Source organism: Lentibacillus songyuanensis, from assembly GCF_039548255.1.
Lineage (GTDB): Bacteria > Bacillota > Bacilli > Bacillales > Amphibacillaceae > Lentibacillus_C > Lentibacillus_C songyuanensis.
Window position 1 is genome coordinate 1 of sequence record NZ_JBCLVH010000027.1, and the last position, 19,917, is coordinate 19,917.

The 19,917-nt window shown below is 41.0% G+C and carries 19 protein-coding genes and 1 rRNA gene; 3 read left to right on the forward strand and 17 right to left on the reverse strand.

Annotation, left to right across the window (positions count from 1 at the left end; translation table 11 throughout):
• Nucleotides 1–66: ribosomal RNA gene (locus WMZ97_RS18915) — 16S ribosomal RNA — on the reverse strand; the annotation flags it as partial.
• 615 nt (nucleotides 67–681) lie between these two features.
• Nucleotides 682–1,554: a nucleotidyltransferase-like protein gene (locus tag WMZ97_RS18920; protein ID WP_343273654.1), complete on the reverse strand. Its 873-nt coding sequence runs from the start codon at nucleotides 1,552–1,554 to the stop codon at nucleotides 682–684.
• Nucleotides 1,555–2,019: 465 nt separating this feature from the next.
• On the opposite strand from WMZ97_RS18920, the gene WMZ97_RS18925 reads away from it, so the two are divergent.
• Complete coding sequence (locus tag WMZ97_RS18925) at nucleotides 2,020–2,412, forward strand: YgzB family protein (protein WP_343273655.1); 393 nt, start codon at nucleotides 2,020–2,022, stop codon at nucleotides 2,410–2,412.
• Between the two features lie 227 nt (nucleotides 2,413–2,639).
• Here the strand turns inward: WMZ97_RS18925 and perR are convergent, their stop codons facing one another.
• The 6 genes from perR to WMZ97_RS18955 all read right to left on the reverse strand — a co-directional run bounded on the left by perR (nucleotide 2,640) and on the right by WMZ97_RS18955 (nucleotide 6,779).
• A complete protein-coding gene (gene perR, locus WMZ97_RS18930; RefSeq protein WP_343273656.1) occupies nucleotides 2,640–3,083 on the reverse strand; it encodes a peroxide-responsive transcriptional repressor PerR in 444 nt (147 codons plus the stop codon).
• 196 nt (nucleotides 3,084–3,279) lie between these two features.
• Complete coding sequence (locus WMZ97_RS18935; protein WP_343273657.1) at nucleotides 3,280–3,840, reverse strand: cob(I)yrinic acid a,c-diamide adenosyltransferase; 561 nt, start codon at nucleotides 3,838–3,840, stop codon at nucleotides 3,280–3,282.
• Nucleotide 3,841: 1 nt separating this feature from the next.
• Nucleotides 3,842–4,792, reverse strand: coding sequence for a D-2-hydroxyacid dehydrogenase (locus tag WMZ97_RS18940; protein WP_343273658.1), 951 nt, complete (start codon nucleotides 4,790–4,792; stop codon nucleotides 3,842–3,844).
• Nucleotides 4,793–4,876: 84 nt separating this feature from the next.
• A complete protein-coding gene (locus tag WMZ97_RS18945; RefSeq protein WP_343273659.1) occupies nucleotides 4,877–5,536 on the reverse strand; it encodes a sugar transferase in 660 nt (219 codons plus the stop codon).
• A 269-nt stretch (nucleotides 5,537–5,805) separates the two neighbouring features.
• Nucleotides 5,806–6,279 (reverse strand): thioredoxin-dependent thiol peroxidase, encoded by a 474-nt coding sequence (gene bcp, locus WMZ97_RS18950; protein ID WP_343273660.1) that lies wholly within the window; start codon nucleotides 6,277–6,279, stop codon nucleotides 5,806–5,808.
• A 59-nt stretch (nucleotides 6,280–6,338) separates the two neighbouring features.
• Nucleotides 6,339–6,779 (reverse strand): potassium channel family protein, encoded by a 441-nt coding sequence (locus WMZ97_RS18955; protein WP_343273661.1) that lies wholly within the window; start codon nucleotides 6,777–6,779, stop codon nucleotides 6,339–6,341.
• A gap of 296 nt (nucleotides 6,780–7,075) precedes the next feature.
• Here WMZ97_RS18955 and WMZ97_RS18960 point away from each other — a divergent pair, with 296 nt between their 5' ends.
• A complete protein-coding gene (locus WMZ97_RS18960; protein ID WP_343273662.1) occupies nucleotides 7,076–8,368 on the forward strand; it encodes a glutamate-1-semialdehyde 2,1-aminomutase in 1,293 nt (430 codons plus the stop codon).
• A gap of 43 nt (nucleotides 8,369–8,411) precedes the next feature.
• On the opposite strand, the gene WMZ97_RS18965 is transcribed toward WMZ97_RS18960, so the two are convergent.
• The 9 genes from WMZ97_RS18965 to mutY all read right to left on the reverse strand — a co-directional run bounded on the left by WMZ97_RS18965 (nucleotide 8,412) and on the right by mutY (nucleotide 18,561).
• A complete protein-coding gene (locus WMZ97_RS18965; protein ID WP_343273663.1) occupies nucleotides 8,412–10,301 on the reverse strand; it encodes an ABC transporter permease in 1,890 nt (629 codons plus the stop codon).
• The gene (locus WMZ97_RS18970; protein ID WP_343273701.1) at nucleotides 10,276–11,040 is read right to left on the reverse strand and encodes an ABC transporter ATP-binding protein; all 765 of its coding nucleotides are present in this window, start codon (nucleotides 11,038–11,040) and stop codon (nucleotides 10,276–10,278) included. Before WMZ97_RS18970 ends, WMZ97_RS18965 begins: the two co-directional genes overlap by 26 nt.
• A gap of 84 nt (nucleotides 11,041–11,124) precedes the next feature.
• Nucleotides 11,125–12,126, reverse strand: coding sequence for a sensor histidine kinase (locus WMZ97_RS18975; protein WP_343273664.1), 1,002 nt, complete (start codon nucleotides 12,124–12,126; stop codon nucleotides 11,125–11,127).
• Between the two features lie 2 nt (nucleotides 12,127–12,128).
• Nucleotides 12,129–12,827 carry a response regulator transcription factor gene (locus WMZ97_RS18980; RefSeq protein ID WP_343273665.1) on the reverse strand — a complete coding sequence of 233 codons (699 nt, stop codon included), beginning with the start codon at nucleotides 12,825–12,827 and terminating at the stop codon, nucleotides 12,129–12,131.
• A gap of 452 nt (nucleotides 12,828–13,279) precedes the next feature.
• Nucleotides 13,280–14,449: an IS256 family transposase gene (locus tag WMZ97_RS18985; protein WP_343273666.1), complete on the reverse strand. Its 1,170-nt coding sequence runs from the start codon at nucleotides 14,447–14,449 to the stop codon at nucleotides 13,280–13,282.
• A 142-nt stretch (nucleotides 14,450–14,591) separates the two neighbouring features.
• Nucleotides 14,592–16,361 (reverse strand): ABC transporter ATP-binding protein, encoded by a 1,770-nt coding sequence (locus tag WMZ97_RS18990; protein WP_343273667.1) that lies wholly within the window; start codon nucleotides 16,359–16,361, stop codon nucleotides 14,592–14,594.
• A 194-nt stretch (nucleotides 16,362–16,555) separates the two neighbouring features.
• Nucleotides 16,556–17,083 carry a nucleoside tri-diphosphate phosphatase gene (gene ntdP / locus WMZ97_RS18995; protein WP_343273668.1) on the reverse strand — a complete coding sequence of 176 codons (528 nt, stop codon included), beginning with the start codon at nucleotides 17,081–17,083 and terminating at the stop codon, nucleotides 16,556–16,558.
• Nucleotides 17,084–17,202: 119 nt separating this feature from the next.
• Entirely contained in the window at nucleotides 17,203–17,379 is a 177-nt protein-coding gene (locus WMZ97_RS19000; RefSeq protein ID WP_343273669.1) for a gamma-type small acid-soluble spore protein, read from the reverse strand.
• A 102-nt stretch (nucleotides 17,380–17,481) separates the two neighbouring features.
• Entirely contained in the window at nucleotides 17,482–18,561 is a 1,080-nt protein-coding gene (gene mutY, locus WMZ97_RS19005) for an A/G-specific adenine glycosylase (RefSeq protein WP_343273702.1), read from the reverse strand.
• Between the two features lie 331 nt (nucleotides 18,562–18,892).
• Here mutY and WMZ97_RS19010 point away from each other — a divergent pair, with 331 nt between their 5' ends.
• On the forward strand, nucleotides 18,893–19,879 hold the full coding sequence (locus WMZ97_RS19010; protein WP_343273670.1) for a metal-dependent hydrolase: 987 nt from the start codon (nucleotides 18,893–18,895) through the stop codon (nucleotides 19,877–19,879).
• Nucleotides 19,880–19,917: the final 38 nt, after the last annotated feature.

The window sequence follows — 19,917 nt, forward strand, 5'->3', positions numbered from 1 at the left end:
CTCGACTTGCATGTATTAGGCACGCCGCCAGCGTTCGTCCTGAGCCAAGATCAAACTCTCCAAAAAAGTTTGTCATAAGATTGACACCAATCAATCCTATTAATAGTCTTAGCTTCAAAAATTGATTCCAGGGTCTAAATCATCCATCAAATCATACGATTCAATTTCCGACCTGGCCTCTGACATCTGTTATCATACTGGTTGTTTTGTTCAGTTTTCAAAGAGCGAAATGCTTACCGTTGCTTTTTAACAGCAACTTTCTTATCATATCAGATAAACTGTCCGATGTCAACTTTTATTTTCAAATTCTTTAAAAGCGACTTTTATATATTACCATGACTTGTAATATCATGTCAACAAAAGATTTTATTGTTTCATCTATTTACTGAGGTGATTCACACTACGTCTTGGCAACGAAATTAACTTTACCATGGCCCGAAATCAAAGTCAATGGGTTTTTTATTAAATTACTTTTCCCATTTGTCAAAATCTTACTTAAGCCCTCTGTAAAGGAGCTTTCTTTCCTAACCAGGAGTATAAATCAACCCGCCAATACCGCTTGCTATACAGCTATTCAATCTCCAAAAAGTTGTTAATAGAACTACATTCAACGCTACTGAATGTAGTTCATCAGAATCAAGCGTAGTTAATTATTATGCAGTTGTACAGTGATCACGTTGTCTAATCGAGTTCCGCTCGATACTTCCGGTGATAGACTCCTACACCTTTTGTTTTTATCAATTCCGTTTGAATGATGTCTTTCTCAGTTAAATAAGCTATCATTGACGTCAGATCCAGAGAATAGGAGGAAACACGCGGATCTGATCTAATTTCACTGTATGTCCAAGCTTCTTTTTCCGAGCTAATGACATCTAATAAATGCTTCGCTGAAACTTGTGCACGAGTACTGATAACAAAATCAGCCGCAAGAATCATCAATTGTACCCGCTTGTTTAATTCCTCGTGACTTTCAATTAATTCATCATATAATTTGTATACTTCCGGGTCGATCTGTTTCACCTGACTCCAAGCAGTCACTTCTGGGTGGTAGCCTTTTTCAATGACAGCCAGCCGGGCTAAATAATGAAGCGAATGGACAATTCGACTATAGGCGTCTTTGTATTGTCCCGATTCATAAAGGTCTTTGGCATCTGTATAACTCCGGATTAGTTTGCCAAATTCGATGGCCTTACGTAAATCTCGCTTATCCTGAGGAAATTCACGTAATTGATCCTTTAGATTGGTGATAAATTCATTTCGGTCAAAAATTACCTTTCCATAAATTAACCAGGCAATCGCTTTTCGATACCCACTTGTATCAATCCATTTCATTAAAAGATCATTTGTTACCACATGCATAGCCGCCGTTTTATCATCAAACTCATAATGCTTTACGTACCAAGATGGATCGGCTTCACGAACAATAATTAATAATATCACATCAAAATTATCGGTAATTGGGCTATTAGGTTTCATTTTTTCAATCACTAGCACGCCAAGTGTATTGGCATCACTCGCGCGTTCCTGATAAATCGGTCGCAGCAAATCTTCCATTTCCATTCCTCCAATACCATGTATTACTATATAATTCGTTAAAAATCTGCAATATCCTTTTTCGAATGTAAAAAGTCAGGACGTGGAATAAAGTGTCTGTTTAACGACACACCACCTGTTCCCTGCTAAGCAGGTGGATCGGTGTTGGCACATTTAGGCGATCTTATACTTATTTTGCAATAAGATAATGTTGCATGTACTAAAAAAAGACGTGGCATCTAAGCAACAAGCCCGTACTAATCGGCTTTCTAGGATCCCTTAATCCTGTATTGCCATTCATCATGGCGTTGGAGTGAAATTTGCTTTGCCTTAGCGCTGAATCTGGTCGAGGGCAACTTTAATACAAACCGAAGAGAACCTTAATTTTTATGCTTACTGGCAAGGGTTATAGCTTAAGGTTTTCTATATTTCATTATGCTTTAAATATGCTATACTTGCTTATGTACTCATGAAGGAGGAAATACCATGGCTGATCAATTAGTCTATTCTAGTAAAATTAATAAGATCCGTTCCTTTGCCCTGTTCTTGGTTTTTGCTGGTATTGCTTTAATGTATGTGGGGATATTAACCAAAAAGATACCATGGTTAATGGCAATCTTTTTCATTTTAGGAATGCTTGCAGTTATCTTTAGCTGTGTCGTTTACTTTTGGATTGGTATGCTGTCCACTAGAGCTGTGCCGATTATTTGTCCAAGCTGTGAAAAGCCGACGAAAATGCTGGGCCGCGTGGATGCATGCATGCACTGTAAACAACCATTGACACTTGATAAAGATTTGGAAGGCAAGGAATTTGATGAACGATATAACACAAGGCGTTACCGACGTGAACTAAAGGCGAAAGAAAAGAATAATCAATAACACCCGTCCATTGTGGCGGGTTTTTATTAAAAAATTTTTCATAGACATTATCATGCCGTATAGCAGGAAACTTCACAATAAGTGAATTATCTTTTTTTGTTTCGCCTTGAAGTCCGATACTTACTGCCAATTAAGAGTAGGATTAAAAACAACAACAACAAACACCAGCTTACCAATGGGTAACTGGTGTTTGTTGTTAAAATAAACGCTTTTTTTGAAAAAGATTATTAGTGCTTTTGCGCCTCCACATTTTGGCAATCTTCACATTTTCCATAAACTTCTAAACGGTGATGACTAACTTCAAATCCTGTCACCTGCTCAGCAAGTGATTCCACTTCATCCAAGCTCGGGTAGTGGAAATCAACAATCTTGCCACATTCTTCACAAATAATATGATAATGTTCCGTTGTGTTACAATCAAACCGGCTTGATGAATCGCCATAGGTTAATTCACGTACCAAGCCAATTTCACGCAAGACACGTAAATTGTTATAGACAGTGGCCACACTCATATTCGGGAATTTCCCCTCAAGTGCTTTATAAATTTCATCTGCCGTTGGGTGAATCAAGGAATTAAGAAGATATTCAAGAACCGCATGACGCTGTGGTGTAATCCGGACACCAGATTCTTTTAGTGTATTAATCGCTTCCTTTAACTTATGTTCAGACACCGCCATGCACCCCACTTTCATCTTATAATATTAAAAGGTAGAAATGACTAGTTACATTCTTAAATTATAATTCTTATAATTAGTGTACCTGTTCTTAGTAGGTTCTGTCAATATAAGTATATTATCTAATAAGAATTATTATCACAATCAAAAAGCAAGCATTTCCAAAAAAAGAAGTCATGCTTGCTTTTGTCAGTTAGATATCCGCCTGTAGTGGTGTTTCCTTACCACCCAGGTTTTGATTAACATATCGTGCGGCAACAAATAGGAAATCGGATAAGCGATTCAGATATGATACCACGAGTGGATTTGCTAATTCCTTCGCTAATCCAACGGCAGTTCGTTCGGCGCGTCTTGCGATAGTACGAGCAGTATGTAATGCACTGGAGGCACTGTGACCAGATGGCAGAATAAAGTTGTGCAACTGCTCCAAATGCTTATCCCAAGCATCAATTTGCTGTTCTAATTCGTCGATATATTCCTGTTTCAATTTCCATTTCACTTCTTTATTACGTGGAGTCGCAAGCTCTGCGCCGGCATGGAATAATATGGTCTGCACCCGATGCATGATGTGCATAAATGCGTCTTTTCCTTCCCATGTTTCCTTTTCCAAAAAGCTAAGCGCCAACCCGATCATCGAATTTGCTTCATCACATGTACCATATGCCTCGACACGCAAATCATTTTTCGGGACTCTTTTCCCATATATTAATGATGTTGTTCCTTTATCACCTGATCGTGTATAAATTCGTACCATGTTAATACCCCCTTGATAGATCAACTTGATTGACGTAGCTTGATTCATTGTGCAAGTATTTCATAAGGTTTTGTGAAAATATCGCCATTGCTCTGGTGACGTATTTTGGTGAAACACCAGAAATATGTGGAGTAACCGTGATATTCTCTTCGTGCCAAAACGGGCTATCTGCAGGAAGTGGTTCCTGATCAAATACATCTAAAATAGCATGGGCAATGGCTCCTTCACGAATAGCTTGCAACAGCACATCATCGGCAACCACGTCTCCTCGGCCCATATTTAAGAACACCGCATGCACTGGCATCCGCTTAAAATGCTCCGCTGTATAAAAATTCCGCGTTTCTGGCGTACTCGGGAGCACCGACACTACGATATCTGCTTGTGGCAATAACTTCCCAAAATCGCTACTCGGATGATTTTCATCAAAATGCTCCACTATTGTCCCACTTCTCGATACACCGATTGTCTTCATCCGAAAGGCCTTCGCTAGACGGGCAACTTCCTGCCCAATTGCACCCGCACCAACAATAAGCATTGTTTTTTCAGCGAGTTCCTCCATACGTACCTGTTTATCCCACACATGGTTTGTCTCATTTTTGATAATCGTTTTAGATTGGCGGTATACCTGCAGCAGCATGGCGATCGCGTACTCGGCCATTGGTGTACGATGAATTCCACGTGCGTTGGTAACAAGAATATTCCGCTTTGCAATCGCAGTTAGCGGCATTTTATCCATCCCTGCAGATAACACCATGATCCATTTCAACTGTTGCGCCTGCCCGATTATTTCAGCTGACAAATCACTTCCATACGTCACCAAAACCTCGGTTTCCGATAAATAAGGAAGCGCCTCGTCCATCGTGCTGCAAAATGTAAACGATTGATCGGGAAATTGCTGGATTAGTTTTTCCTGATGTTTAGCTGATAGCTTTGCCGAGAATAATAGTTTCAACCTTCTTCCTCCCTAGCTTGGTATGAATCATCTAACACTATGGTAAACGTTTTCTGCTCATTTGAACAGAAAGAAGCAATAATGTTAGTGGGGCTTTCGATTTACTAGAGCATACATAAGAATTTTCATATCAAACTGGAATGAATAGTTGCGCAAATAATAGAGATCATCGGTAATTTTTTGACCATGCCTTTCTTCTTGAACGAGTCCGTGAACTTGTGCGTATCCTGTCATTCCAGGCCGTATTAACAACCGCTTTTGCTGAACGGTATTATAGTAATCCGCGATCTCTGGTAATTCCGGCTGCGGCCCAACCAAACTCATATCCCCTTTTAATACATTGATGAATTGCGGAAGTTTATCCAACTTATGTTTATGTAAAAATGCCCCAATCTTTGTTGTCCTTGTCCTGTTGTTTACAAGATAGGTAAACGAGTCGGGAACACCATTTTTCCATGATTTTGGGAACGGGTGTGGCGGCAATGCACGAATGACGCGCGATGGGAGCGTGGTTGTCCGGAATGTCCACATTGTAAAAACGCGATTAGCCCTTCCGATTCGTGCCTCTCGTATTAAACATGGCGTCCCCGATGTTTTATAAAGAAGAAGATAAACAATCAAGGCCACAGGCGCAAGCAGAATTAATGCAAATAAACTGACGATCATATCCATTATTCGCTTTACGATTGCATATTTCGTTATCCGGCTTGCAGTATACGTTCTTGCATTTTGCCTAAGTTCCATCTGCTGATCACCTCAAATAATCAGAATAGACTTGTCAATTTTAGCTTATTCTGAAAATCCATATGATAGAACCAGCAATGCAAAAGACAGCCCCCAATAGCAGGACTGTCTTTCTTTGTTATTGATTGTCTCTGATAAAGTGAAACTTCATTAAATGAAGGATTCCCTTCCTCCCCCACTTAATGTTAGTTGAACAGAATCGGACCTTTACGGGCAGTTGACTCCCACCTATCTTTTATAACTTACCTCAAGATCTCGAAGTGAGAGTCTTACTGCCCCGTTAAGCGTGAAATATATTCCAATGCTTCATCCACATGACCCTTTACCTGAACTTTACGGAATTCCTTCTGCAGTTTCCCTTCCTTATCAATAATAAAGGTTGAGCGTTCGATGCCATAACTCTCCTTGCCAAAATTCTTCTTCAGCTTCCAGACGCCATATTCGTCAGCGACTTTATGACCTTCATCAGCGAGTAGCTGGAATGGCAGATCATGTTTGTCAATAAATTTTTGGTGTCGCTCCGTTGGATCTGGACTCACGCCAATGATGACGGCATCCAATTCGCCAAAGCTTTCATGCTGATCACGGAAATCGCATGCTTCTGTTGTACATCCGGGTGTCATATCTTTGGGATAAAAATAGAGGACAACATACTTGCCGCGAAAATCCTTCAAACTGACCTGCCCGCCGTTTTGATTTGGCAGGGTAAAATCTGGCGCAGAACTTCCTATTTCAACTGTCATGCTAATCCCTCCATCTACAATATTCTATTAGTACTATAACATGTCCAATCGTCATTTCGCTAACGATCCCGGCTATGACGTGAATGTTGCACCAATTTCAGTACAAATGCTGTTGGCAGTACGTACCCGATAAGTGCTTCGATGAGTGCAATAATTCGGCCGATTCCAACCGGTATAATATCCCCATATCCAATCGTTAACATAGTCACACCACTAAAATAAATGGAATGAATGATTGTTCCACCTACACCTACTTCTCTTAATTCCCCATCTTCCGCTAATGCAATATGTTCAAAGGAAAGAATAAAATAGATAAGTGCAAAGCCAATGATTACAATCGCATATATCACCAGCAATGTGTAAAAAATTTCCGTGGAAAAACGCACATCCTTCATTTCCATTCGCTCGCGCAACGTCTTATCACGGATAAATCCAATTAAACTTGCACCAATAACTGTACCAATTATAACAATCAGCAGCACCCACAAAAAAACATGCATACACATCCTCCGCTCTTTTCACACTTGTACTAATTATATGCACACCACTGGTAAAGAATGAGACACGGAGGCTGAGACTGCCAAAAAACTAACAGCTAAACCGGCTTGTACAATTTATCAACGATTTTGCTCAATTTATCAGCGATTCACCTTTAGTATCCAGCTTTTCTCGTAGCCACGGACTGCAAAACGAAGGCAAGTTGTGTAAAATAAGATTGGAAAGCACTTTTCGGGAACTGCCCATTAGCACGCTAAAGCATCCGGGGCTCCCATCTATTAAGGAGGATTTATTCATTATGGATTTTACCAAATCAACGCAGCTGCATGAAGAAGCACTTACCCATATCGTAGGTGGGGTGAATTCACCATCCCGTTCCTATAAGGCGGTCGGTGGTGGTGCTCCAGTTTATATGGAACATGGAAAAGGCGCCTATTTCTGGGACGTGGATGGTAATAAATATATTGATTATTTAGGGGCATATGGTCCAATCATTACCGGTCATGGGCATCCGCATATCGCTGAAGCAATCACCCACGCCGCTTCGAATGGGACATTATTTGGTACTCCAACTCGATTGGAAAACATGTTTGCCCAAATGTTGAAGGAAGCGATCCCTTCTCTAGATAAAGTTCGCTTTACCAACTCTGGAACCGAAGCAGTGATGACAACCGTCCGAGTGGCTCGTGCATATACAGACCGTACCAAAGTGATTAAGTTTGCCGGTTGTTATCACGGGCATTTCGACTCGGTATTAGTCCAAGCAGGATCTGGCCCGGCAACACTTGGAACACCCGATTCAGCTGGTATTCCAAAAGCAGTAGCGGCAGATGTCATTACCGTTCCTTTCAACGACATTAGAGCATTTCGTGATGCAATGGATAAGTGGGGAAATGAAATCGCTGCTGTATTAGTCGAACCGCTTGTCGGCAATTTCGGCATTGTTGAGCCACACGAAGGCTTCCTGCAATCGGTAAACGACATCACACATGAAGCTGGCGCATTAGTCATTTATGATGAGGTCATCACCGCATTTCGGTTTACATATGGCAGTGCCCAGAAGCTATACGGTGTCGAACCTGACATGACCGCCATGGGTAAAATCATTGGTGGCGGATTGCCGATCGGAGCATATGGTGGACGTCAAGAAATTATGGAACAAGTTGCACCACTTGGACCTGCCTACCAAGCTGGAACGATGGCTGGCAACCCCGCATCGATGGCAGCAGGAATTGCCTGTTTGGAAGTATTACAGGAAGACGGTGTCTATGAAAAACTTGACCGCTTAGGTGCTCGTTTAGAAGCTGGAATTGCAGAAATGGCCTCCAAACACGGGATTTCCATTTCCATCAACCGTAAATGTGGTGCATTAACCGTTTATTTTGGCAAAGGGCAAATTAGTAACTATGCTGAGGCAGAAGCTAGCGATGGGGAAGCATTTGCAACCTTCTTCAAATTAATGCTAAATCAAGGCATTAACCTAGCACCGTCTAAATATGAAGCATGGTTTTTAACGACTGCGCATACCGAAGTAGATATCGATGCAACCATTGACGCTTGTGATCAAGCTTTCCAGGAAATGGCGAAATAATTAATAACGCACCCTTTCAACAAAGGGTGCGTTACAAAAAACTTTAATAAACAGCTGCCTTAATTTGCTTCACGTAGAAATACCGGACAATGACGAAATAGACAATTTGAATAAAGGCAAACCCTCCAAGCACGAAAGAAGCTTCTCTCACCAAGTTGAAATCGAAAAAGTGTGCCAAAGCAGTGAGAGCAACTGCCCCATGCAATAAAGCAACGATAATTGGCGCAAAAAACATCATCGCTGTTTGTCGATTAACAACCTTTTTCAATTCACCCTCGGTCAGCCCTATTTTGGCAATAGAACGGAATTTCTGTTTATCTTCATCCAAATCTGTAAATAATCGGAAATATAGAAAACTTCCCGCCGAAACAAAGAATACAATCCCGATAAACAAGCCAATGAATAAAATCGGTCCGTATGATTTATTCACTTGATAAACCGTATAATCGATTGTCAGTGCTTTATAGCCGAGTTGTTTATCAATTTTTCTTCCGACTTCAATGATTGAATCACCAGTGCCCTTCTCCGCCTGCCATGCAAAATGATCTTCGGTTCTTAGCGGTTTTCCCAATTGATCATATACATGATCATTGACTACATAGTAGGCCCTCCATTCATCTAATACCTCCGAAGATATTTTTTGATACGGTTGAATCGTTTGTCCATCATCAAGTTTAATCGGAGTTTTCATCAGGGTTTCACTGTCATTTGTATTCGTTACAACCGAACTACTCTGATCCACGACAAACGCTTCATTTTCTTGGGGATCGAGTTCTTTTTCACCAATTAGTTTGGCAAATCGATTATAATCCGATGCCTTTGCGATCAAAACATCTTCTGCAGGCTCGACATTAAAGTAATTTAACGTTACATTTTCCATTGACGCTTGTACATTTTCCTCTTTTAAAATTGTGTTGATCTGTTGAACGTCCTGCTTCATTTCAGCTTGACTTTCATCTTCAAGCGGATTATACATAATGGAATACGGGTTGGCCTTTTTCATTCCTTTTGTAAGATACGATTGAAAACCAAATAAGGTTCCAATCGCGCTGAAAGCCACCGTAGAAATAATCGCCACCATAAAAAATGTTCTAGCGTTGTCCTTCAATCTAAATGACAGATCAGAGAATAATAACATGTTCGTCCTATGCCAAAAAATCGGCTTATTCTTTTTCAACCGGCGAATAATAAATACGCTTAACTGAGTGAATAATAGATAGGTTCCGATAATAACAACAATAATAACCGGGATCATAGCAAAGATAACAAATTCACCCTTGACATACAAAGCTGTTCCATACCCTGCTACAAGCAACAACGCTGCTATGATTGCCAACAACACGGAGGCTTTTGGTTCCCCTTTCGATTGTTTATCGCCTTTAATCAAATCAATCAGTTTTTTAGTCCGAAGAATAAATGAGACAAAAAATGATATAATCAAAAACAAAATGATAAAGCTAATAAACGTTACCACAATGGCCAATGTTGGAAAGTAGAAATCTAGCGACTCACTGATAATCAGGACGTTTTCAGCGAGCAACAGGATCGCTTTGGCAAACACTAATCCCAACAGAATCCCGCCAATTGTCGCAAAAAATCCAATCAGCATATTTTCCAAAAACACCATCCAACGAATTTGTCCGCTGGATGCTCCCTGCGTCATCAACAAGCCAAACTCTTTCTTTCTTGACTGCAAGAATGAACTCATTGAATACAATACAAAAAAGAACGAAAAGACATAAATAATTCCCCCAGCGACCCCCATACCAAACATCGCCTTAGAATTAATCGAGCCCCCTGTAAAAGCAGGATGAAAGGCAAAAATCGCAAATGTAAAAAATACCATCACCGTAAACAGACTGCTTAAGAAATAGGCAATGTATAATCGTTTATTGCGTAAAACATTCTTAAACGCGAACTGACGAAAAGTCACTGCCATCGCCTCCCATCAAGGAAAGCATATCAATAATTTTTTGGAAGAATGCCTGCCTGCTGTCACCACGGTGGATTTCGGAATGAAGTTTGCCATCCTGGATGAAGACGACGCGGTCCGAATAGCTGGCAGCTTGTGGATCGTGCGTCACCATCAATAAACTAGCTTCTTCCTCCTTATTTATAGACACAAGCATTTCCATGACATCTTTGGATGCTTTTGAATCAAGATTTCCTGTTGGTTCATCGGCGAGCAGTAATTTTGGGTCATGGATCATAGCTCGTGCAATTGCAACCCGTTGTGCCTGACCACCAGAAATTTCATATGTCCGTTTATTCATGATAGCTGAAATCCCCAGTTTATCGGCAATACGCTGAGCCTTCTCCTTCATCTCCTTTACCCGCGTTCCATCCAATGTTAATGGTAAAACAATATTCTCTTCCACGGTTAATGTATGAAGTAAATTAAAATCCTGAAAAACAAACCCCAGTTCCTGCCTGCGAAATTTTGCAAGGCCATTTTTCTTGAGTGTGTGAGGGGTTTTACCTTCGATTTCAACATTACCGGTTGTCGGTGCGTCTATTGTGGAAATAATATTGAGCAACGTCGTTTTACCACTGCCAGACGGTCCCATAATGGCGACGAACTCTCCCTTTTCGATGTCTAAATTAATATCTGTCAAAGCCCTGTAAGTCACTTTTCCTTCATATACTTTACCTACATTGGTTAGTTTTAGCATCATCGTTCTCCTTTCAGCATCAATTTCTAAACTTAGTATAGAGCGAATAAAAGGAATCAACCATCGATTATGCTTTCATGTTTCTTACATCGGTGTAAGGTTCTGCGATCGGGAAAAGACGATTCGGATCGTTGTACCTTTATCTATCTCTGATTCGAATTCGAGATGATGCTCCAACTTATTGCTTACTTCTTTGACAAGATAGAGGCCCATTCCAGTAGATTCGCGATACTTACGCCCATTCTCACCCGTATAAAACTTGTTAAAAACCCGCTTTTGATCTACATCGGCGATTCCAACGCCAAAATCCTTCACTTCAAGTATCGCTTCCCCATCTCGTTCATACAATGACAGGATGATATGCTGGCTTTTACCGGCAGAATATTTGACCGCATTTTGAATGAGCTGTGAAACAATAAAAAACAGCCATTTTTCATCCGTTTCAACGGTAATTCCAAATATTTCTTCGTGAAGCTGCGGATACACGTGATTACGGATATAAAAGCGTTTATTCTCCCCGTTAACCTCATTCACTAGCTTCGACAGAGCAACCGGACGGATCTGAAAATCTTCTTCGATCGTTCGCAATCGCGCCATGTATAATACCGTATTTAGACCATTACGCATGCGATCAGTTTCCTCTCGAATGCTTGAGGATTCCGGTTCATCAAGGTTCTGTGCAGTCAACTGGATAACCGAAAGCGGCGTTTTCATTTGGTGTACCCAGCGATCCATGAACATTAAATGCTCGTCCTGGCGATCCATTGCTTTGCGGATCTCTCCTTGGTATAAACGATACTGTGAACGTAATAATTGATCCAGCGCATTTGATATTGGTGCCTCATCCGTTTGTTCTAGCGAGACATCCAGTGTATCCATCGGTTTGGATAATTTTTGGTAATAATATCGTCTGCTAACATACCGATAGATCAAATAACATAGTAAAAAGAAAAGGGACAAAAAAATAGCATACAGGATAACTTTACTATTTCGGTAGCCGTCCATCCAAAACATGACAGGAATAATTGTACATTGCAGACATTGAACAAGAGCCAACAGCATATGCTCCCGAATAAACAGCTTCATTGCTAATCCTCCTTCCATGTAATACGAAGCCGATACCCCGCCCCCCTTACTGTTTCCACGGCATCATTAATCCCTAGTTCCTGAAACTTTTTCCGTACACGTGCAATGTTAACATTTAACGTATTTTCATCCACATACGTTTGATCATCCCACAATTTCTCTAACAGATCTTCTCTTCCTGCCACACGCGGATAACGATCCATCAGACTTTCGGTGATATTGGTTTCATTTTTCGTTAAGGAGGCAACATCATTGTTAAATCGAAGCTCTAATCGCTCAGGGAACAATTCCAACCCTTCTTTAACAAGTACTCTTTCCTCATACTTTCGTGCATATTCCCCATATGCCCGGCGCAGCTGGCTACGAATTTTGGCCATGACAATATCTGGATGAAATGGTTTGGTAATAAAATCATCGCCTCCATTTTCCAATGCCATCACCTGATCCATTTCACCAGTTCTTGCGGATATAAAAATTACCGGGCAAATCGATTCTTTTCGAATTTGCCTGCACCAATAATAGCCATCAAAGCTCGGCAAATTGATATCGAGCAAAACTAAATCCGGTTTTTCTTTCTCAAAAGTATCCATCAGATGTTCAAATTTCTCCGCTTTGGCAACCTCATATCCATATTTGGAGATATAGGAACAAAGATAGTCGGCAATCTTCAGGTCATCTTCTATGATCATAATTTTTTCCATATTAATCCATCCTCCCTTTTTGCAATATGTATCCAATACCCATTTTTCCCTTGATTATATCATGTGTATGAAAAATTGCTTAACATGTGGGGGGAGTTCGATAAATGCGAGAGTGCTATAGCTGGCGCACATTTTGACGGGGTTCCCGCACGTTTCAGCCGGGTTCCCGCACGTTTCAGCCGGGTTCCCGCACGTTTCAGCCGGGTTCCCGCACGTTTCAGCCGGGTTCCCGCACGTTTCAGCCGGGTTCCCGCACGTTTCAGCCGGGTTCCCGCACGTTTCAGCCGGGTTCCCGCACGTTTGGGATGAAGAAACAGTCAAGTCCTTAATATTGTGTAAAAGCTAGATACAAGTTTTCAACCTCTTTTATGGTTTTAGATTGAATTTGATTTGGTAGGAAGGGGGTACCCCCTTCCTACCAAATCAAATTTTCGCACGCTGCGCAGGCCCTGCTAGTCTTTTTTGATGATTATCCTTTTCTTTTTTTGCTCTTCTGCCTGATCCATTAGTACTGCCCCAATTAGGCGGAAAGCGGATTGAGTATTTGGGAATATACGTATTACTTTTTCTCTTCTCCGTACCTCCTCATTCAAACGTTCCAATGAGTTTGTACTGCGAATAAATTGGTGATACTTCACCGGTTCGTTTAGGTATTGCACGGCATCATCAAAGCCCTCTTCCAAGCTCTTAATGACTTTTTCCAGCTTTGCATTCCCCTCATAGCGCATCACAAATTCTTCTTTAAACCTTCTTGCATCCCCTACTGTCACAGTGTCAAAAATTCGCTTTAAATCAACCTTGACCTCTGTCATGTCCTTCTTAGGCATCTTATCAATAAGATTTCTCTTAAAATGAACTGTACAACGTTGCCAAGAAGTTCCGATAAATTCCTTTTGAATCGCCTTTTTTAAACCGGAATGGGCATCCGAAATGACTAGTTTAGGGGATTGTAAGCCACGCCCTATTAAATTTTGAAAGAACCCTTGCCAACTTTCTTCACTCTCTGCATGATCAATGTTAAGGCCAAGAATTTCCCGTTGGTTTTCCTCATTAATCGCTGTCGCAATATAAACTCCTTTTGAAACGACCTTATGATGTTCGCGTACTTTGATATACATTGCGTCAACGAAAACGTAAGGATAGTACTGGGTGTTTAAAGGGCGATTGGCCCACTCCTTGACGACCGGATCCAGTTTTGCTGTCAGGGACGACACAAAGGATTTGGAAACACCCTCCCCGCACAGTTCCTCCACCACGTTTTTTACCTTACGAGTGGATATACCGTTTACGACCATTTCTAACATGGACAGGGCAAATGCCTTGTCGCAACGTTTATATTTTTCAAACACAGTTGAGGCAAATTCGCCACTGCGCGTTCGGGGTACGCGTAATTTAATTTTTCCTATACTCATCATAAATTCACGTTCATAGTATCCATTCCGATAGTCTTGACGATCTCCTGAACGGTTATAGGCTGGCACTTTTAAAAAGTCATCCCGTTCCTTTTCCATGTACTCATTTAATACTAGTACGACAGAGGATTTAACAACAGCGTCAATGTTAGAATTCATCACCGAGTCTTTTAAAAGGTCCATATCTAGGTTAAACTGTAATTGGGTCATCTTTAATTCCTCCTAATGGTTTTTCTAGTCGAAAACATTGTAGCCAAAAGGAATTAAATTGACCCCTTTTTCTTTTTACACAATTATACGGACTTAATCGAAGAAACCTCCCACCTGGTCGGGGGAGGTTTCTTCATAACTCTTATTTCGCATCGACGGCATCATCTAGATCCAAACCCTGCACTTGATACAAATCATAATAGCTGCCTTGTCTTTGCATTAATTCATCATGCGAGCCAACTTCAACAATTTCGCCATTTTCAATCACAACGATCCGATCCGCATGGGTAATCGTAGCTAAACGGTGCGCAACAATGAATGTGGTCCGATCAGATGCTAATTTTTCCATTGCTTCTTGAATCGTGTGCTCACTTTCCAGGTCTAGTGCCGATGTTGCTTCATCAAAAATCAGGATCGGCGGATTTTTTAAGAAAACACGGGCAATGGCGATTCGCTGCTTTTGCCCGCCGGATAATTTTACACCGCGTTCGCCAACTAATGTGTCATAGCCCTGTGGCAGATCCTTGATAAAAACATCAGCATTGGCCGCTTTTGCTGCAGCGACAACTTCTTCGTCTGAGGCTTTAGGATTTCCCATCCGAATGTTCATCGCAATTGATTCGGAGAATAGTGTGTTATCCTGAAGCACCATGCCAATGTTATCACGCAAGGAACGAGCCTTCAGGTCACGAATATCCACACCATCCACCTTAATCGATCCATCGGTTACATCGTAAAATCGAGGGATTAGGCTGACTAGGGTCGATTTTCCTCCCCCGCTCATGCCTACAAAAGCAATCGTTTCCCCCTTTTTCACATGTAAGGATACATCCTTCAACACCGGTGCTTCCTCCTCATCGTACTGAAAAGAAACATTTTCCACATCGATCGTTCCTTCCACATTCGTGAGTTCGCTTGCATCCGGTTTGTCAGTAATATCATATTTCTCATGTAAAAACTCAAACACCCTATCAATAGAGGCAATCGATTGAGTCAATTGCGTCGATGAATTAATCAAGCGGCGTAACGGGCTGTATACACGTTCCATGTAGCCATAGAAAGCAGCCATTGTCCCTAGCGTCAATTGCCCGTTAATAACCTGGTACCCTGAAAAGGCAATCACCAGTAATGGGGCAAGATCCGTAATCGTATTGGTCACGGCAAATGTTTTGGCATTCCAATCGGTGTGCTTTAATGCTCGGTCCAAAAAGTTCTTATTTCGTTTATCAAACTGATCTTGTTCATAGTCCTCCAAAGCAAAGCTTCTCGTTACCGGTATCCCTTGAACCCGCTCGTGTAAATGCCCTTGCACTTCCGCTAGTGCTTGCGACCGATTTCTAGTTAATTGGCGTAACCTTCCATAAAAGAATTTAATCGAAAAACCGAATAACGGAAACAGAATAATGGCGACAATTGTCAACGGAATATTCATCGTTAGCATGATGACAATCGCAATAATAATCGTAATCATATCCAGCCAAACGTTCATTAGGCCTGTTATGACAAAGACCTTCGATTGTTCGACATCATGTATTACCCGGGAAATAATTTCGCCGGTTTTTGTCTGTGCATAGAATCTTAAGCTCAATTTTTGTATATGGTCAAATAAACGGTCGCGTATGTCATACAACACTTTGTTTCCAACCCACTGGGCTAAATATTGTCGTATATATTCCACCGGCGGACGCAATACCAGAAAAACAACAAACGAGCCACCCATTACCCAGAATAGCTTGTGCAATTTTTCCGCATGACTCATATCATCCACGCTGATAATGTTGTCAATCACATATTTTAAAATTAATGGCATGAGTAATGGAATAGCAAATTTAATAATCCCGATCAGTACCGTCCAGATGATTTTCCACTTATATGGTTTGACGAATTGCAAATACTGTCTAATACTCCCCATAGTTAATACCTGCCTTGTTTTTTCAATAGAAAAGCCTTGCTACCGTGTAACAAGGAGTTCATTCCAGTTTTTTATTTTCATTGGTTACGCCCTGCATTATAATGTTTATTCCAGCAGCGGGCAACCAAATAGCTCACCCAGATTTTCCCTTGAAACGGTCTCCTTCTAGAGCCAGTCAAACTCACCGTTAACCTTTATCGATACAACAGATACCGTTCATACCACTCATCGATAAAATCGGCAGCAAACGGGCCCTTGCGCTGACGAATCCAACGCAGTAAAACATCCAAATTTTTATATAATATACGGTCGATGACTAACGGATAACCCATTTGTGCTTTATGTTCTTCATATTCATCCTCGTCCAGAATATCAAATGTCATATCCGGGTACACCTTCACATCCAAATCATAATCAATATATTTTAATGCTTCACGATCGTACACAAACGGGGAGCCGATATTGCAATAGTAATAAATCCCGTCGTTTCGCAGCATTCCAATAATATTAAACCAAACCTTCGCATGAAAATAACAAATGGCTGGCTCTCTGGTCACCCATGTCCGGCCATCACTTTCAATTACCTCTGTTTTATCATTGGCTACAATCACGATAGACTCCGTCCCTTTTAAGACAAGACTATTCTCCCATATTCGATGCAGCTGACCGTTATGCTTGTAGCTATGTATTTGAATTTTTGAACCTGCTTTCGGACCAGCCATGCTATCTTCCCTTCTATCTTTAACCTTTTCTTTTTATTCCATTATAACGCAACAAGCATCATACGACAAAAAGAGCTTCCTGGGCAGGAAACTCTTTTTGCAAAAATCGGGGTAGGTAATTACTTCTTATTTTGTTGAGATTTCTGGTTTTGTTTTCTAACCTCTTGTGCGTTTGTTTCAGATGCAAATTCAGTACCAAATTGACCTTGGCTCTGGCCTTGAGCAGCTTGTTGGTTTTGTTGCTTTACTTTTTGAACGTTTGTACCAGAAGCCTGTTGGTTAGCTTTTTTAGCCATCTATATCACCTCCGCACTACTTAACATGCTCATATAGGTGAAAGTTATCCAAAAAAAGTGATAGGTAAAATTACCTTTCGATGTAAAATAATGGTTCCAGATTTAACCGACATCTTTTCCTATATATTGCAGCATTTTTTGGTGCGAAACAGGAAAAGGATATGATTCCAATTCGTTCTGATTTACAAACCGAATCCGGTCATCTGCCGTTTCTGTTTGCTTTGTCGTCGCATAACTTATGTTTACTTGCCAAATCAAATGGGAAAATACATGTTTTAGGGTCCCTGCTTCATCACCCAAATGGATACGAACGCCATATTCAGCAAACATCCAGTTTTCAATATGCTCCAGACCGATTTCATCGATTGGAACCATCGGAAACTGCCAGAGATTTGCTAATAACCCACTTTCTGCACGTTTTTCAATCACGTATTGGTTTTGCTCGTTTTTGATCAATAAGGCAACATACGGAACGATTTTTTGTTTTTTTCCTTTCGATTTAATCGGAAGTTCTTGCTCGCGCCCTTTAGCAAATGCCCGACAATGCTGCTGTACGGGACATAGTAAACAGGCAGGTGCTTTCGGGGTACAAATAAGAGCCCCCAATTCCATTATTCCCTGATTAAATGACGAAGGATCCTCTTTCGAAATTAGTTGTGCTACATATGCTTCAAACTGTTTTTTCGTACTGGACTTGGCAATGTCATCATCGATGTATAATACACGGGCCAACACGCGCATCACATTCCCATCGACTGCGGGGGCAGGCTGGCCAAAAGCAATTGACAGAATCGCCCCTTTTGTATAAGGACCAACTCCCTTTAAGGAACCCAATTCGTCCGGAGCATCAGGAACGTTGCCATCGTAACTTGCAACGACTTCTCTTACAGCACTTTGCAGGTTTCTTGCGCGCGAATAATACCCTAATCCTTCCCATGTCTTAAGCACGTCTTGTTCATCAGCTTCTGCTAATGCACGGGGTGTTGGATATTTTTCAATAAATTGGTGAAAATACGGGATAACCGTATCAACCTTTGTCTGTTGGAGCATAATCTCAGATACCCATATTTTATAAGGATCCTGCGTTTTTCGCCATGGAAGATCGCGTTTATTCTGCTGATACCAATGAATCAAATCTTGTTGAAATGCCAGATTGTCAAAATTTCGTAACCGTTTATCTATCAAAATATTTCATCCTTTATGGTACAATAATAACGTAAAAACTATATGAATCAACTTACACAAACACTTTTTTCGACATCATTCGAGAGGGTCCCGACTAACAAGATATCCAAAGCGGATCTAGACATAGCCTACACCCCCTCACGAAAATAAAGAAACAAAGGCTAAGTTCCAACGCCTTTGGGACCTGCATCATACAGGCACGAACAGAATCAGTAATATTGCTGTTTACCGTCACATTTTCATTTTGATTTATGCACGCATAGTTGCGGGGACTACAGCCCGTAACACATGATAAAAGCTGATCATTCCTTAAGGAGGAACTTGCTTTATGGATACTGGTACCCATATCGTCATGGGAATTGCACTCGGTGGATTAGCAACTCTTGATCCGACCGTACACAATGATCCTACATTATTCCATGCCGTTTTAGTCGGCACAATTGTCGGTTCCCATGCACCAGATTTCGACACCATCTTAAAAATGAAAAGTAATGCTGTTTATATACGTAATCACCGGGGAGCAACACATTCGGTCCCAGCCATTTTAATGTGGGGCATCCTGATCGCAGGCATCATCCATGCGTTTGTTCCACAAGTGAATTTATTCCACTTATGGCTCTGGACGTTCCTGGCGGTTATTACCCATGTGCTCGTGGATATTTTCAATGCGTACGGAACGCAGGCATACCGGCCGTTTACCCACCGCTGGGTCGCCCATGGATTTATCAATACATTCGATCCGTATATTTTCCTCTTGCATATAGCAGGTATCATTGCTTGGATACTCGGAGCAAACCCCGGCTATACATGGATCATCGTCTATACCGTTATTTTATTATATTACATTAAACGGTATCTTGATAAGCGGGAAATTGTAAAGAAAATATATGATTATTTTCCCGATACCCAGAAAATTGCAACGTCACCAACAATCAAGCACAATATCTGGCGTGTTGCTATCACAACAGATGACCATTTTTACGTTGGCAGTGTAGAAAATGGGCATATCCAAATTGTTGATGAATTTAAAAAAATACCATTACCTAATACAAAACAAATGCAAATTGCCCAAAAAGATGTAAATGTCGATGCTTTTTTATCCTTTTCACCTGTGTATCGTTGGGAAATCAATGACTTTGATGATTTCACCGAGATACGATTTATTGACCTCCGTTATCGGTCAAAAGGACATTATCCATTTGTAGCTGTTGTGCACATGGATAATGATCAGCACATCTTGAGTTCGTATACCGGATGGATTTATTCCGAAAAAAAATTGCAAAATAAGCTGTTGTTTAGTGACAATCCGGTTTAAAAACTAAGGATCGCCTCCCCGCTATGTGGAAGCGACCC

Excerpts from the sequence above, each read along its gene's own strand:
- ntdP (WP_343273668.1), bottom strand. The coding sequence starts at position 17,083 with ATGGCTGGTCCGAAAGCAGGTTCAAAAATTCAAATACATAGCTACAAG.
- WMZ97_RS18935 (WP_343273657.1), bottom strand. The coding sequence starts at position 3,840 with ATGGTACGAATTTATACACGATCAGGTGATAAAGGAACAACATCATTA.
- WMZ97_RS18920 (WP_343273654.1), bottom strand. The coding sequence starts at position 1,554 with ATGGAAGATTTGCTGCGACCGATTTATCAGGAACGCGCGAGTGATGCC.
- WMZ97_RS18960 (WP_343273662.1), top strand. The coding sequence starts at position 7,076 with ATGGATTTTACCAAATCAACGCAGCTGCATGAAGAAGCACTTACCCAT.
- WMZ97_RS19000 (WP_343273669.1), bottom strand. The coding sequence starts at position 17,379 with ATGGCTAAAAAAGCTAACCAACAGGCTTCTGGTACAAACGTTCAAAAA.
- WMZ97_RS18925 (WP_343273655.1), top strand. The coding sequence starts at position 2,020 with ATGGCTGATCAATTAGTCTATTCTAGTAAAATTAATAAGATCCGTTCC.
- bcp (WP_343273660.1), bottom strand. The coding sequence starts at position 6,279 with ATGACAGTTGAAATAGGAAGTTCTGCGCCAGATTTTACCCTGCCAAAT.
- WMZ97_RS18990 (WP_343273667.1), bottom strand. The coding sequence starts at position 16,361 with ATGGGGAGTATTAGACAGTATTTGCAATTCGTCAAACCATATAAGTGG.
- WMZ97_RS18970 (WP_343273701.1), bottom strand. The coding sequence starts at position 11,040 with ATGCTAAAACTAACCAATGTAGGTAAAGTATATGAAGGAAAAGTGACT.
- WMZ97_RS18975 (WP_343273664.1), bottom strand. The coding sequence starts at position 12,126 with ATGAAGCTGTTTATTCGGGAGCATATGCTGTTGGCTCTTGTTCAATGT.
- WMZ97_RS18980 (WP_343273665.1), bottom strand. The coding sequence starts at position 12,827 with ATGGAAAAAATTATGATCATAGAAGATGACCTGAAGATTGCCGACTAT.
- WMZ97_RS18985 (WP_343273666.1), bottom strand. The coding sequence starts at position 14,449 with ATGACCCAATTACAGTTTAACCTAGATATGGACCTTTTAAAAGACTCG.
- WMZ97_RS18945 (WP_343273659.1), bottom strand. The coding sequence starts at position 5,536 with ATGGAACTTAGGCAAAATGCAAGAACGTATACTGCAAGCCGGATAACG.
- WMZ97_RS18955 (WP_343273661.1), bottom strand. The coding sequence starts at position 6,779 with ATGCATGTTTTTTTGTGGGTGCTGCTGATTGTTATAATTGGTACAGTT.
- WMZ97_RS19010 (WP_343273670.1), top strand. The coding sequence starts at position 18,893 with ATGGATACTGGTACCCATATCGTCATGGGAATTGCACTCGGTGGATTA.